The sequence below is a fragment of the Neobacillus driksii genome (assembly GCF_013409995.1).
In the GTDB taxonomy this organism is placed as follows: domain Bacteria; phylum Bacillota; class Bacilli; order Bacillales; family Cytobacillaceae; genus Neobacillus; species Neobacillus driksii.
Window position 1 is genome coordinate 510,136 of sequence record NZ_JACCBX010000004.1, and the last position, 13,708, is coordinate 523,843.

A 13,708-nucleotide genomic window follows, 5' to 3' on the forward strand; every position below is an offset into this window, starting at 1 on the left:
TCGTGCTTCAATTTCTAATTTATTTCTAACAATTTAATGAAGAAATAGTTGATTTACAAAAATAAATCTTCACCTAATGTTCAAGAACTTCACCTATTTTACAAAATTGGAACACGTTATTTTTTTTATAATACTAGTAATGAGGTTTATTAAAAGGATTGGATGTGTTTACGTGGGAAAATTATTATATATTACAGCAAATCCTAAAGGACTTGAGAAATCAAAGGGTCTGAAAATTGGAGAAGCATTTATCAATGCCATTAAAGTAGAATCCCATGACACCGAAATAAAAACGATCGATTTATTTTCCTTAGATATCGCACATATGGATGCCGAATTAGTGTCTGCTAGAGGTAAATTAGCGGGATATGGTTATACACTAGATCAATTAACCGACGGTGAGCGAGAGAAAATACTAAAAATGCATGCCCTAGCAGATGAATTCCTATCTTATGATTACTATTGTTTCGTCTCGCCGATTTGGAATTTAAGCTCCCCAGCGGTTTTAAAGGCATACTTAGACAACCTGTTTATTGCTGGTAAAACATTTGCACATACAGCAAATGGTCCGAAGGGTCTTCTAACAGGTAAAAAGGCGATTCATATCAATACCCGTGGCGGTCTTTACACCGGAACACCAATGAAGGAGTTAGAATGCGGTGATCGCTATTTAAGAATTGCGCTTAATTTCCTTGGCATTGAGGTAATGGACACAATCATAGCAGAGGCTTTAGACCTTTATCCTCAAAGAGTCCCTGAAATTGTAGAAAAAGCAAAAGAAGAAGCCGTTCTTGCAGCAAAAGAAATGATAAAGTCCCCGGTTGTACTTTGATAGCATGAAGAAAAGCTTCCTAAAAAAACAGGAAGCTTTTCTCTATGCAAAACGATAATAAATTAGAAGGAAAGTAGACAATGCAAACACAAAATTCAAAAATACAAATACCATTTGAGAAATTTTTGTTCTATGAATGTTAATGGGCGGGTCATAAAACGATACTCCCTCTATGATGAAGATAATTAAGACGATATGAATCATAAGGTGTCCGATAATTTCAGTTACACCAAACAACATAGTCGTTGAAATAAATATCAACGTGAGCACAAATGCTAAAAGACGATTTAGGATTCCCACAATCAGCAAATAACCAACAACAAATTCGATAAATGCTGCAAGTACCACAAACGTCGCTGGAGGAAAACCAAACGTAGGGACACCATGCTGATGAATAATATCCATACTCATTGCAGGGTAGACCCATTTCTCAACGGCCACCCAGCACAAGGACAATCCGGTCCCTAAATATAGGAAAGGAAATCCCCAATCTTCTAGTTTCGTTTTTCCCACTAATAATACACCAATAATCGCTAGATAAAAGCCATAATCAAGCATATGAAATAAACCTGAACGGGTTAATTGGTATATAAATAAGCCCAGCAAGATAAGGGCACCAGCTTTTGTGGCATAATGATACGGAATCAATAATAGGATGATGGTTATCCACATTAAAATCCGTATCATTTGGTTCGTGATAGCAAATTCGGGCGCAAAAATAGTTCCTGCTAAAACCTGAATTATTAAGGCAAGTGCCGTTCCATATTTTAAAATGTATCGAGAAGATTTCCGGTATTTGTCCAAAACTTTATCAATTTTTTGGGTGAGCGGGATTTTATCAAGCACTGGCAAAAGCTGCGTCAATACAGCCAGCAGGGCGGCGACCAAAACGGTAATAGTCATAAACATCGGCGATAAGATGTGTTCTATTTCTTCCTTTTCCGGTGTAACTTCTGTAAACCACTTTACATGTGCATCAGTTAAAAAAGGCGAACAAATAATAATAAAAACCAACAATATGAAGATCATAGCTTTATTTTTCATTAGAACCTCCCAAAAAACGTACTCCTCTATATCGTTTTCGGATGACTGCACAAATATTCTTTTCTAAGAAATATCTACACTTGTTCATTCACAGAAGAATATTTTTCTTCTATAATAAGTTGATGGCTCAAAATTATTAGAACATGAATGTTAAAAGACTTTTTTTCAAATGTAACGATACTGATTGCTTCGTTTACAGTAATGGGGCAAATTTTAAAGAACAACCCATTGCATCATTCCTCTACATATAGGACAAAACTTTATTGGGGCATCTGTTATGGTATTTTAGGAAATATCTTAATGTTATTTAGTTTTCAAATTAACCCCACTACCATTGCCGATTTGCGTCATCTTGCAATCGTAATCGCAGCTGCTTTTGGAGGATGGGTACCTGCAATCATTGCTTCTGGATTAATTGCTATTGGAAGAGTTGTTCTCTTTGGTTTGACTGACACTGCCATTGTTGCAGCGATCAGTGCATTCCTAACAGGTTTAGTGTGTGGAGGATTTTCTAAGTTTAACATTCCGCCAACCTTAAAGGCATTTTATATGAACCTGATTGGTTTATTTTTTATTTCGATCGTATTCGCCCTTTATAGAAGATATACAGACGCTTTTACATGTTTTAATCCTGCATTATATTATTTCTTTAATAGGCGGATTTTTCGCTTATCACTTATCCATTTACATTGCCAATTCAAATGCAGCAGTTAGAGAATTAAATTATAGCCTAATAAAATTACAGGAAAGTGAACAGAAATTAAATAAAGCAAATGAGTTTCTTAATCGATTATCTTATTTGGATGGCCTAACAGGCATCGGAAATAGAAGGAATTTTGATGAAGTTCTTAACAAGGAATGGTCTAACCTGCAAAAAACGAATTCACCTCTAACTCTTCTAATGTTTGATATTGATTATTTAAGAAGTACAACGATACATACGGTCACCTCGCTGGAGACCAATGTCTGCAAATCATAACATCTGCACTAAAAGACCTTATGGCTAATAACCCATATAGCACATTTTGTCGATATGGCGGTGAGGAATTTGCCATTATCTTAACGAAAACGAAGTTGGATAAGGGCATCGCTATCGCTGAATTGATTCAACAGAAGGTGCAATCACTTAAAATTGCCCATCGCAGCTCTGAAATATCTGATATTATTACCATCAGTATTGGTATTGCCACAATCATACCGAGCTCGGAAACTCAGCCAAAGGATTTAATCCATATAGCAGATACTTGTTTGTATACCTCGAAAACAAAAGGACGAAATACCATTTCAACTCCATAAATATAATCGGAAGGATTCTCCCTTCCGTTTTATACATATTTCTACAATATCCTTCTCTTTTCATGTGTTTATTCGAAATAATTAGTAAATTTAGTTGTAAAAGGACGAAGTTAAATGTAAAATTTTTCTTATAAGCCCTTGGGACGGTGAAAATAGATGGAAATCACTAAACACCTTTTCTTAAATCTTTCCATTTTAATAATATTGCTTCTCTTTTGCTTAATTTGGCTGGACCGCAGCAGAAAAATTACATTAACAAAAACCACTATGATTATCATTTCTGTCCTAGTTCTATGGATTTGTATCCAGTTCTCCTATAATCCCGTTCCCTTTGCACGATATGATTTAAGAATCATTCCAATTGTCATTGGCGGATTATATCTCGGGATCGGTCTGATTATTGTTGTTGCCATGATAATTATAAGAAGCTTTTATGGCTTGGACACTGGTTTGCTTGCAACAATCCTTCTTTACGTCCCACTTGCGATAACTTTTTTCCGACTAACACCTTGGTTTTGGAAACAATCTTCTAATCGTCGAATCTCTGTAGCTATTTGTTTAGGGGTCATACTTGGTATCCTAACTACTGGAGGAGAATTAATTAGGTATACAGGCAGCCCATGGTACGATGTTTTACTTGCATTCTTTGTGATTCCCCCGCTAGGTATTGGTCTTATTGCGTATTCAATCGAATATATCAAAAAAAGTGTAGAATTAAAACTTCAATTAATCAAAGTAGAAAAACTAAAGGCTGTCGAACAAATGGGTGCAGCCATTTCCCATGAAATTCGGAATCCACTGACTGCTGCAAGCGGGTTTGTCCAATTGCTAAACGATGACTATCTTCCAAGACATAAACGCAGAGAATATCTCTCGATTGTAAAAGATGAACTTCAATCTGCCGAGCGAGTCATTCAGGATTATTTAACATTTGCCAAGCCATCCTTAGCATCGATTGAAGAGCTTAATGTCAAAAATGAACTAAAACAAATCATTAACATCGTCACTCCGATGGCTAACCAAAATTCAGTGGAAATTATTACTGATTTTTCAGTGATTGGATTTATTAAAGGTGATAGGCAACGCTTTCGCCAATGCTTTATTAATATCCTCAAAAATGCTGTAGAGGCAATGCCAAATGGCGGTCAGCTATATATTGAAACTAATTTTAGTCAAGATTATGTGACGATTTGTATCAAAGATACAGGGATAGGGATGACTTCAGAACAACTTGAACGACTCGGTGAACCCTATTATTCTACAAAAGGTAAGAACGGAACTGGACTTGGAATGATGGTAGTTTATAGTATTGTACGTGCTATGCATGGTCTTATCAAAGTGGAAAGTGAACTCGACGCTGGCACTACATTCCATATTAAATTTCCTACTATTACCTTAATCCAGAAGAGTGAAAATTGACGTACAAAAGAAGAAATCGACAGGCATTGTACCTGTCGATTTTTTTAAGCATACATTTTGTTTTCTTCTTTTTGGAAAAAACTCTTCATTGCATGGAATACATCCGCTTTTTGTTTGAGAATATAGTACCGGAATTGCTCATCCTTAATATTTTTGTAGGCAGACATTAAAGTAGAATGGCGATTATACTGATTTACCTCGCCGTATCCAAACATGTTTGAGACTTTCATTAATTCTTCAACCAGCTTGACGCAGCGTGCATTGTCAGATGTAAGATTATCACCATCAGAAAAGTGGAATGGATAGATGTTGAATTTTCGTGGGTTATATTTCGCATCAATAATTTCTAGGGCTTTACGGTATGCGGAGGAACAGATGGTTCCGCCACTTTCACCCTTGGAGAAGAAATCCTCCTCTGTCACAACCTTCGCTTCTGTATGATGGGCAATGAATTCAATTTCAACCGTTTCATATTTTGTTCGTAAGAAGCGAGTCATCCAGAAGAAGAAACTTCTAGCCATATACTTTTCCCATATTCCCATCGATCCACTCGTATCCATCATGGCAATTACGACTGCCTTTGAATCTGGTTTAATTACTTCATTCCATGTTTTAAATTTTAAATCGTCTTTGTAAATCGGATGGAAAGCAGGTTTTCCGTTCATTGCATTTCGCTTAAATGCAGACATCATGGTACGCTTTTTATCAATATTGCCCATTAGACCTGTTTTGCGGATATCATTGAATTCAATATTTTCCACTAGATGTTCCTGTTCTTCTTTTCTTTTCAGATTTGGCAGCTCTAGTTGTTTAAACAAAGCTTCCTCTAATTCCATTAATGACACTTCAGCTTCAAAGTAATCCTCACCGGCTTGATCACCAGCGCCTTGCCCTTTTCCTGGACCTTTTTGCTGGCCTGATCCGTCACGAGCAATTACGTCACCTACTTGGCTCTCACCGTCACCTTGGCCCACGTGTTTGTTTTTGTCATAATTGTAGCGGATTTTATATTCGTCCAATGAACGAATTGGAATTTTCACGACATCGCGTCCATTAGACATAATGATGCTTTCTTCTGTAATTAAGTCAGGAAGATTGTTTCGAATTGCGTCCTGGACTTTTTCTTGATGCCTTTGCTGGTCATCGTGGCCTTTACGGTGGAGGGACCAATCTTCTCTTGAAATCACAAATTGATGGTTATTGTCAGACAATGTAAACCCCTCCTTATGAATTTTTTGATTTGTTGCGTCACATTTTTTTTCAAATGTCATAAAATAACCCGAGTGTAAAAATGCATATAATGTTGATTACTTTATCCTATGCAGAAGCCGCAAATAATTTACAAATTATTTTGACAATTGGGCTTAACCTTTTAAAAATGGACGAGCATTGTTAGAGTTGATTTGCGCCCCACGAGAGAATGCTTTCAGCAGTCGGTTCGTATTGAAAAAAACAGACTGGCAGATCTTTCCGCCAGTCCATGCTATTTTTCTAGGAAAATTCCTAATTAACGGTTTAATAAGCTGCCTACATAACGCAGGAGTTCGTTTGCGGATGTTGAGTTATAGCCGTGTTCGTCAATTAATCTAGCAACAACATCATTAATTTTCTTTAACTGCTGCTCATCAGGCGTTTTGGATGAAGTGGTAATTTTCACAACATCTTTAAGGTCAGCAAATAATTTCTTTTGAATGGCTTCACGCAGTCTATCGTGGGAGTTGTAATCAAATCGTTTACCTTTTCTAGCAAAAGCTGAAATTCTTATCAAGATTTCTTCTCTAAATGCCTTTTTCGCGTTCTCGGAAATACCAATTTGTTCTTCAATCGAACGCATTAGTTTTTCATCAGGATTGATTTCCTCACCAGTGAGCGGATCCCGAAGTTTAGCTTTGTTGCAATACGCTTCAACATTATCAAGATAATTGTCCATTAAGGTTTTAGCAGACTCTTCATAGGAATAAACAAAAGCTTTTTGAACTTCATTTTTGGCAATATTATCATACTCTTTACGAGCAACCGAAATATAATTCATATAGCGCTCACGTAGTTCAGCTGTGATTGAAGGATGTTGATCTAATCCGTCTTTTAATGAACGTAATACATCTAAAGCATTAATAGAAGGTACTTCTTTGCGGATAATAGTAGATGAAATTCGATTAATGACATACCGCGGATCAATTCCACTCATTCCTTCATCTGGATACTCTTTCTTTAGTTCACTTACGTCAACTGCATTAAAGCCTTCAACATTTTCCCCATCATAAAGACGCATTTTCTTTACTAAGTCGATATCGCCTTTTTTAGGTTCTTTTAGGCGAGTTAGAATCGTAAACATCGCAGCTACACGTAATGTATGAGGTGCGATGTGAACATCCGATACATCACTTTCACTAATCATTTTTTCATAGATTCTTTCTTCCTGTGAAACTTTTAGATTATACGGAATTGGCATAACGATAATCCTGGAATGCAAGGCCTCATTCTTCTTGTTCGAGATAAATGAGCGGTATTCCGTTTCGTTTGTATGTGCTACAATCAGCTCATCAGCCGAAATTAATGCAAACCTGCCGGCTTTAAAGTTTCCTTCCTGCGTTAATGAAAGCAGGTGCCATAAGAATTTTTCATCACACTTCAACATCTCTTGGAATTCCATCATTCCGCGATTTGCTTTATTCAGTTCCCCATCAAAGCGATAGGCACGCGGATCAGATTCTGAACCAAACTCGGCAATCGTGGAAAAGTCAATACTTCCTGTTAAATCGGCAATATCCTGTGACTTCGGATCGGATGGGCTGAACGTTCCAATTCCAGTTCGCTTATCCTCGGAGAAAAAGATTCTTTCTACTAATACATCTTCAATTCTTCCGCCATATTCTTGCTCTAGCCTCATCATATTTAATGGCGAAAGATTTCCTTCAATTCGAATACCATATTCTTCATAGAAATCACGACGTAAATGATGCGGGATTAAATGAAGAGGGTCTTCGTGCATTGGGCACCCTTTAATGGCGAATACAGAGCCTCTATCCGTATGAGAATAAGCCTCTAAACCACGTTTTAGCATGGTAACAAGTGTAGATTTACCACCGCTTACTGGACCCATAAGCAATAATATCCGCTTCCTTACATCCAGCCTTTTAGCCGCAGGATGAAAGTATTCCTCAACTAATCTTTCAAGTGACTCCTCTAAGCCAAATAATTGATTACCAAAGAAATTGTAATTCTTAGTGCCTTTCACTTCCTCAATTCCAGCGTCTTTGATCATATTATATACTCGTGAATGTGCAGATTGTGCTACCCATGGCTTCTCTTTTAACAACTGTAAATAATCTCCAAATGATCCTTCCCAACGTAGCTTTTCTTCCTCTTCTCGAAACATCTCAATTTTTTTTAGGATATCCATAAGGCCCTCCCCCTGTAGAGTTATCAGAGACGATTAATATACTCTATGCGCCAATGAACTTGAACATGCGTAACGTTGAAGTATTCTTGCCTATCTTTTTTGTTTTAAGAAAAGATTGGAATATTGCTCTTTTCATTTTTTCGAGATAGGCTATAATAAATGTATATGTGTCTAATTAAAGAAATATCTTAAAATTAAGGAGGCTTTACATAAGCATGGGAACTTTTCTAATTGTTTTAGTTATGGTGGCGTTTCTAGCAGCTATCTTTACAGCAGGTTATAATGATAAGCCAGGTTCAAATAAATAATATTTTTCCATCAAAATAGGCTGCCTTGGAGGCAGCCTCTTATTTTTGTAAAGCTTATTCGTTTTGTAAAAGCTGTACGCTTTTATCTCAAATCCATCTTATTTTTTTGAACAAATTCTTTCATATACATCCGTGTTTGTTTTTCAAGCATTTTCGCCATTTGCTCTGACCAGCGATCTTTCCGCTTGCCGTCAGTGCGCTGTTCATAATAGGTAGAGATGATTTGGTCGTATTCTTGAAGCTGTTGTAAATAGACTTCTTTATTCTGCTCGTACTCCTCTTCATGATAAACATGCTCTAGTGGCAGCCTTGGCTTTTGATCATTAATACGTTCCGGATAACCGACTGTCATACCGAAAAGAGGAATGACTCTTTCTGGTGTTTTTAATAATTCCTTGACTGCCTCGAGATTATTACGGATTCCACCTATGTAACAAATGCCCAGCCCCATCGATTCCGCTGCGATTGCCGCATTTTGAGCTGCTAATGCCGCATCAATTAGCGCCACCATAAATTTCTCTGTACTTTCAATTGAAGGGAGTACATCTTTCCCTTCCATTTCTCCAATGCGTTCATGCCGGCCTAAATCGGCGCAAAACACGAACAGATGACCATTCTGTGCAACGTATTCTTGGTTTCCGGCAATCTCTGCAAGTTTTCGCTTCTTTTCCTTGTCCCTAATGCCAATGATCGAATAGGCCTGAATAAAACTAGATGTAGACGCAGCTTGTGCACAAGCAACAATTGTTTCAATTTGTTCATTACTTAACTGCTTGTCCTTAAAATCACGGATAGAGCGATGATTTAATATGGTAGAAATGGTTTCATTCATTGGAAAACTTCCTTTCTATTTAGCAAAAAGAGGCCTTATCTTGGCCTCTCTAGTCTTATTTTAAATGGCCATAATCTTGTTGGCGCAACGCTTCATAAATTAGAATCGCAGCAGTGTTCGATAAATTAAGCGAACGAATATTGTCATTCATCGGAATCCTCAGACTGACATCCTTATTATTTTCTATCACATCTTTCGGCAGCCCAGTCGTTTCTCGTCCAAAAATGAAAAAATAATCTTTATCAGGATTGCTATAGTCAAAGGAACTATAAGCCTTCTCGCCGAATTTCGTGATATAAAAAAACTCTCCGCCTTCATTCTTCTGATAAAAGTCATCGAGAGAATCATAATAAACAATGTTTACAAACTCCCAATAATCCAATCCAGCTCTCTTTAACATTTTATCATCCGTTGAAAACCCTAATGGACGAATTAAATGTAAGGAGGTATCAGTTCCAGCACAGGTTCTAGCGATGTTTCCTGTGTTTGAAGGTATTTGCGGCTGATATAGTACAACATGTATTGCCAAGAATCTCACCTCATCAAAAAAACTCTCCCAACATTATACCACTATCCACCACCCAAACAAATTTTCTTAACCATCTACAATCGTGAAAAATTTATATTTAATATTTGGTGTGTAGGCGGATGAATCTTCATAGGCCCAATACCGCATACGGCTGTTGTATGTGTTCGCATTAACAAGCGGCATTCCATAGGCATCCTTACCCGTTACCATTGTGTTATGGTTATAACGGCCATCTCCTTCGAAATCATAGCAGATGACATCCCCTAGTAATAATTGATCCGGGGAGCTGACCTCCCTCGCCCTTAAGCCACTTTTAGAATTACCTAAATACAGACGTAATGAATGAGCCACTGTCCAGCTGTAACTCCAATTGTTATTTCGGAACCACCATCCTGTTCCTTTGCCAGGATAACCCCTCATCGGCGCTCCCCCAGCGTGAAGACATTGCGAGATATAATTTGTACAGTTGTTCTCAAAAGCCTTATAGGCAGGATTGTGGCTATTCCACCAGCGTTCCGCATATTGAACAGCTTTTAAGCGATTATACTGGTAACTATTCCGCTCCACGTGTTCATCCTCTGCCATGATTTCCAGCTCGGGCCGCTTAACATAAGGATTCATTTCTTTATCCATAATCAAATCATTTTTAAAAAACTTGCACATTCGTACTTCTACTTCTTCCTCTTGGTATAGCGTTCCTTTTTGTCTAATCAGGTATTGGTAATGAACCTGGTAGAGCGTGGTTTGAAAGTCCCCGTCTACAGCTTGATTGATAATATCCCCTCGAGCCTTCACCTTGACGATATCTGCGGAACGTTTCGCTAAAGACTCTAGCTTTTGTTCGGCCTTTTCGTAATTCCCAGATTGCCTCTTATTCTTTGAAACAAATTGTTCAACTCGACCATCAAACAATTCTTGGAGTGATTGATCCATCTTCATCTCCCCCTTCTGTTTCATACATATGTGTATAAGGGTAATTTAATCAAAAAAAATGAGCAAAGACAGAATGTCCATTGCTCATTTAGTTCTTTAGTTTTAGTATGCTTTTTTCAATTTCATTCTTCACTTCGAAATCGGTTTCTGTTGCCGCTGCTTTTTCCAGTGCTTCAATTGCTTCTGGACTGCCTATTTTCCCGAGAGCCCAAGCAGCGGTTTCCTTTAGAACATTACTGGTTTCATTTTCTAAAACAGCCTGTAAATCAGGGACGGCAGTTTCGTCCTTGAAATGTGCCAGCGCGATGATCGCATTGCGCTGAATCGGCTTTTTGCCTCTCCACGATCCTGCTGCTGATCCAAATTTGTTCTTAAATTCACGATTACTCATTTTTAACAACGGTCGGAGGAGTGGCTTGGCTATCTCGGGGTCTGCCTCCATTTCCTCATGGAAGTGAAAATCCTTTCCTTTATTGACTGGGCAGGACGTTTGGCAGGAATCACAGCCATATACGCGATTACCAATCTTATCTCTAAATTCTTCGGGAATAACAGCTTTCGTTTGTGTTAAAAAGGCGATACAGCGCTGAGCATTAATTTGGCCGCCTTGTACCAGCGCTCCGGTCGGGCAGGCATCGATACAAGCTGTACAGGAACCGCATTGATCCTCCATCGGTGAATCTGGAACAAAAGGAATGCTGGTAATCATTTCGCCTAGATATACGTAAGATCCATACTCTGGCGTCATAACTGCGCAGTTTTTACCGCTCCAGCCAATCCCAGCCCTCACGGCAACTGCACGGTCAGAAAGCTCACCTGTATCGACCATTGATTTAAGACGAGCATCCGGTACCTTTGCTAAAATAAACGCTTCCAGCTTTTTTAACCGATCTCGTAAAATATGATGATAGTCCAATCCCCATGAAGCACGTGAAAAAAAGCCTCTCCGCTCGCCTCTTTTCCCTTCAACTCGAACTTTCATTTTCGAAGGATAGGCTAAAGCGATAGAAATAATTGAACGTGGTTCTTGAAGTAGTAAAGCTGGTGTTACCCGTTTTTCAATATCCGGCTCTTCAAAACCTGATTGGTACCCAAGCTCCTGTTGGCGAATCAGTCTATTCTTTAACTCAGTGAAAGGATCTGCAGTGGTAAAACCAATCTTATCAATGCCAATTGTTTTGCTATACTCAATGACTTCCTTCTTGAATTGATCAATATTCATATGAAAACCTCCCTTCTTCAAAAATATCTATAGTAAGCCGTTAATTTTTCGGTACACATCTCATTATGATAAACTATTTTTATGAAATTTTGGAGGTGGAATGATTGGAAATTCAGCTTTCGTCAGAAATCATTAGCAAGATTCCCAATTTTAAGCTTGGAGTCATCGAATACAAAGATATTACCGTCGGTGATTCCCCACAAATGGTAAAAGGAAGACTGCAGCTTTTTCAAGAGTCGATTTACTTTGATTTAGAAAATAAAAATCTAACAGAGCTTCCAGGAATTCAAGAATGGCGCAGTATTTTTAAAACATTTGACAAGGACCCTAACCGTTATCGCCATTCGGCAGAGGCTCTATACCGCAGAGTTCAGAAACAGAATTATCTTACCACAGTCCAAAGTGCCATTGATATCAATAACTTTTTTTCCCTGCAATATCAAGTGCCGATTGGTATTTATAATAGCGATCAATTAGAGGGAACAATTAAAATCAAGGTAGGTATGGCCGGAGAAGAATATTTAGGTTTGAATGGCCGGATGAATTCATTAGAAAATCTGATTGTCTCATCGGACGAGATTGGACCATTTGGGAGCCCTTTTGTAGATTCCAATAGAGCACCGGTAACAGAAGCTACCAAAAACGCATTGCAGATCATCTATTTACAGCCTTCTACAACAATGAATAGTGCTGAAAGACTGACAGAGTCATTGATGAAGATGTTTACTCAGATTCATGGTGGTGACGCAAAGTACTATATCATAGGCAGCCATTAACGCGGCCTTATAAAACAGCTTAAAAATAAAAAAACGCAATGCATCGTTCTCAAGTAACGATACACTGCGTTTGGTAATATGTATGGAGCGGGTGATGAGAATCGAACTCACGACATCAGCTTGGAAGGCTGAGGTTTTACCATTAAACTACACCCGCACAAAAGTAAGTATTAACAAAAGATGAAGAACTTAAACACAGTTACTATATTACAAAGTTTTCACTCTATCGTCAAGACCATTTTGCGTTTTTTGTCGAAAAAAATCATTAAACAAAAAACATCCGATTGGACATTTTTGTTTAATGATATGCAGGCATAGCAGAATAAATACCTTCAATTAATCTTAATTCTTTCTTAATGGGGGTTAAAACTGTGGTTTTCACGTTAAGCCTCACTTATTATATATAATTTTAGAAAGCATCAAATTTAATTAACATAACAATTATTCGCTAAGGATTACTTCAAAATTAATATTTTTCATATATATTTCGAAACAGGAATGAATTTAAATATGCTACAAGAGAAAACCCCAAAAATATACTTAGATATAGAGCAACTAGGAATAAATGAGGAGAAAGGAAAATTAGCAATACTGGACCAATTGAAAAAATTAGCACAGGAATAGTTTGGAATGGATTCGTAACAGCAATTTTCAATGCATTTACCATTGATTCTCTTATTGTATTTTCAAAACGGGCAACATAAGGGAAAATTAGTATCGTTAATAATAAATGGATGAACGTGAAAAACAATAGACTAAAAATAATAAGCAGTGTAAAATCCCCATCATATAATTGTAAATATAAATAATTTAATAATAAGATTATCCCAGTGAACCATAACAAGATCCAGATACTCGTACTTTGCTTGAAATTTTTCTTGAATGCCTGAAAAAATCCATTATATAAGCCACTTTCTTCATTACGAACCATTTTTAATGTTACAGAGTACATTGCCGTCGTAGAAGCACCAATCGTAAAAATGGGGACGCAAAAAATTAAAAACATGCAATTCAATATAATCAACTCAACAAATCTTGTTAAGAAGCGATAAAATGTTCCTTCCATATTCAGAAAATGTTTCATATCTCACCTCAAAAGTTTCATCAAATCGAT

The 13,708-nt window shown here is 37.5% G+C and carries 12 protein-coding genes, 1 tRNA gene and 1 pseudogene; 5 read left to right on the top strand and 9 right to left on the bottom strand.

Features of this window, described 5'->3' with window-relative positions; all coding sequences use genetic code 11:
• The first annotated feature begins 172 nt into the window (after window positions 1–172).
• Entirely contained in the window at window positions 173–832 is a 660-nt protein-coding gene (locus tag F4694_RS11835; protein WP_179598069.1) for an FMN-dependent NADH-azoreductase, read from the top strand.
• 42 nt (window positions 833–874) lie between these two features.
• On the opposite strand, the gene F4694_RS11840 is transcribed toward F4694_RS11835, so the two are convergent.
• Window positions 875–1,876: a DoxX family protein gene (locus F4694_RS11840; protein ID WP_179598071.1), complete on the bottom strand. Its 1,002-nt coding sequence runs from the start codon at window positions 1,874–1,876 to the stop codon at window positions 875–877.
• Window positions 1,877–2,023: 147 nt separating this feature from the next.
• Here F4694_RS11840 and F4694_RS11845 point away from each other — a divergent pair, with 147 nt between their 5' ends.
• The 3 genes and pseudogenes from F4694_RS11845 (at window position 2,024) to F4694_RS11860 (ending at window position 4,591) form a co-directional block, all read left to right on the top strand.
• Complete coding sequence (locus F4694_RS11845) at window positions 2,024–2,590, top strand: LytS/YhcK type 5TM receptor domain-containing protein (protein WP_179598074.1); 567 nt, start codon at window positions 2,024–2,026, stop codon at window positions 2,588–2,590.
• Between the two features lie 85 nt (window positions 2,591–2,675).
• Window positions 2,676–3,172 (top strand): annotated as a pseudogene (locus tag F4694_RS11855) (diguanylate cyclase).
• A gap of 156 nt (window positions 3,173–3,328) precedes the next feature.
• Window positions 3,329–4,591, top strand: coding sequence for a sensor histidine kinase (locus tag F4694_RS11860; RefSeq protein WP_179598079.1), 1,263 nt, complete (start codon window positions 3,329–3,331; stop codon window positions 4,589–4,591).
• Between the two features lie 44 nt (window positions 4,592–4,635).
• On the opposite strand, the gene yhbH is transcribed toward F4694_RS11860, so the two are convergent.
• From yhbH to queG, 6 genes are all read right to left on the bottom strand, one after another.
• A complete protein-coding gene (gene yhbH, locus F4694_RS11865; protein WP_179598081.1) occupies window positions 4,636–5,802 on the bottom strand; it encodes a sporulation protein YhbH in 1,167 nt (388 codons plus the stop codon).
• Window positions 5,803–6,098: 296 nt separating this feature from the next.
• Window positions 6,099–7,994 carry a PrkA family serine protein kinase gene (locus F4694_RS11870; RefSeq protein ID WP_179598083.1) on the bottom strand — a complete coding sequence of 632 codons (1,896 nt, stop codon included), beginning with the start codon at window positions 7,992–7,994 and terminating at the stop codon, window positions 6,099–6,101.
• Window positions 7,995–8,384: 390 nt separating this feature from the next.
• A complete protein-coding gene (gene nfsA / locus F4694_RS11875) occupies window positions 8,385–9,134 on the bottom strand; it encodes an oxygen-insensitive NADPH nitroreductase (protein WP_179598085.1) in 750 nt (249 codons plus the stop codon).
• Window positions 9,135–9,189: 55 nt separating this feature from the next.
• The gene (gene trmL / locus F4694_RS11880) at window positions 9,190–9,663 is read right to left on the bottom strand and encodes a tRNA (uridine(34)/cytosine(34)/5-carboxymethylaminomethyluridine(34)-2'-O)-methyltransferase TrmL (RefSeq protein ID WP_179598086.1); all 474 of its coding nucleotides are present in this window, start codon (window positions 9,661–9,663) and stop codon (window positions 9,190–9,192) included.
• A 66-nt stretch (window positions 9,664–9,729) separates the two neighbouring features.
• Window positions 9,730–10,596, bottom strand: a complete 867-nt coding sequence (locus F4694_RS11885; protein ID WP_179598087.1) for an amidase domain-containing protein — start codon at window positions 10,594–10,596, stop codon at window positions 9,730–9,732.
• A gap of 88 nt (window positions 10,597–10,684) precedes the next feature.
• A complete protein-coding gene (gene queG / locus F4694_RS11890; RefSeq protein WP_179598088.1) occupies window positions 10,685–11,818 on the bottom strand; it encodes a tRNA epoxyqueuosine(34) reductase QueG in 1,134 nt (377 codons plus the stop codon).
• A 104-nt stretch (window positions 11,819–11,922) separates the two neighbouring features.
• On the opposite strand from queG, the gene F4694_RS11895 reads away from it, so the two are divergent.
• The gene (locus F4694_RS11895) at window positions 11,923–12,594 is read left to right on the top strand and encodes a B3/B4 domain-containing protein (protein ID WP_179598089.1); all 672 of its coding nucleotides are present in this window, start codon (window positions 11,923–11,925) and stop codon (window positions 12,592–12,594) included.
• An 83-nt stretch (window positions 12,595–12,677) separates the two neighbouring features.
• Here F4694_RS11895 and F4694_RS11900 read toward each other — a convergent pair.
• Together F4694_RS11900 and F4694_RS11905 are read right to left on the bottom strand one after the other, a co-directional pair.
• Window positions 12,678–12,751, bottom strand: a tRNA-Gly gene (locus F4694_RS11900).
• Between the two features lie 309 nt (window positions 12,752–13,060).
• The gene (locus tag F4694_RS11905) at window positions 13,061–13,678 is read right to left on the bottom strand and encodes a YesL family protein (RefSeq protein ID WP_179598090.1); all 618 of its coding nucleotides are present in this window, start codon (window positions 13,676–13,678) and stop codon (window positions 13,061–13,063) included.
• Window positions 13,679–13,708: the final 30 nt, after the last annotated feature.

Coding starts and splice junctions, on each gene's coding strand:
- F4694_RS11840 (WP_179598071.1), bottom strand. CDS start 1,876: ATGAAAAATAAAGCTATGATCTTCATATTGTTGGTTTTTATTATTATT.
- F4694_RS11845 (WP_179598074.1), top strand. CDS start 2,024: ATGTTAAAAGACTTTTTTTCAAATGTAACGATACTGATTGCTTCGTTT.
- F4694_RS11905 (WP_179598090.1), bottom strand. CDS start 13,678: ATGAAACATTTTCTGAATATGGAAGGAACATTTTATCGCTTCTTAACA.
- F4694_RS11870 (WP_179598083.1), bottom strand. CDS start 7,994: ATGGATATCCTAAAAAAAATTGAGATGTTTCGAGAAGAGGAAGAAAAG.
- nfsA (WP_179598085.1), bottom strand. CDS start 9,134: ATGAATGAAACCATTTCTACCATATTAAATCATCGCTCTATCCGTGAT.
- F4694_RS11885 (WP_179598087.1), bottom strand. CDS start 10,596: ATGGATCAATCACTCCAAGAATTGTTTGATGGTCGAGTTGAACAATTT.
- F4694_RS11860 (WP_179598079.1), top strand. CDS start 3,329: ATGGAAATCACTAAACACCTTTTCTTAAATCTTTCCATTTTAATAATA.
- queG (WP_179598088.1), bottom strand. CDS start 11,818: ATGAATATTGATCAATTCAAGAAGGAAGTCATTGAGTATAGCAAAACA.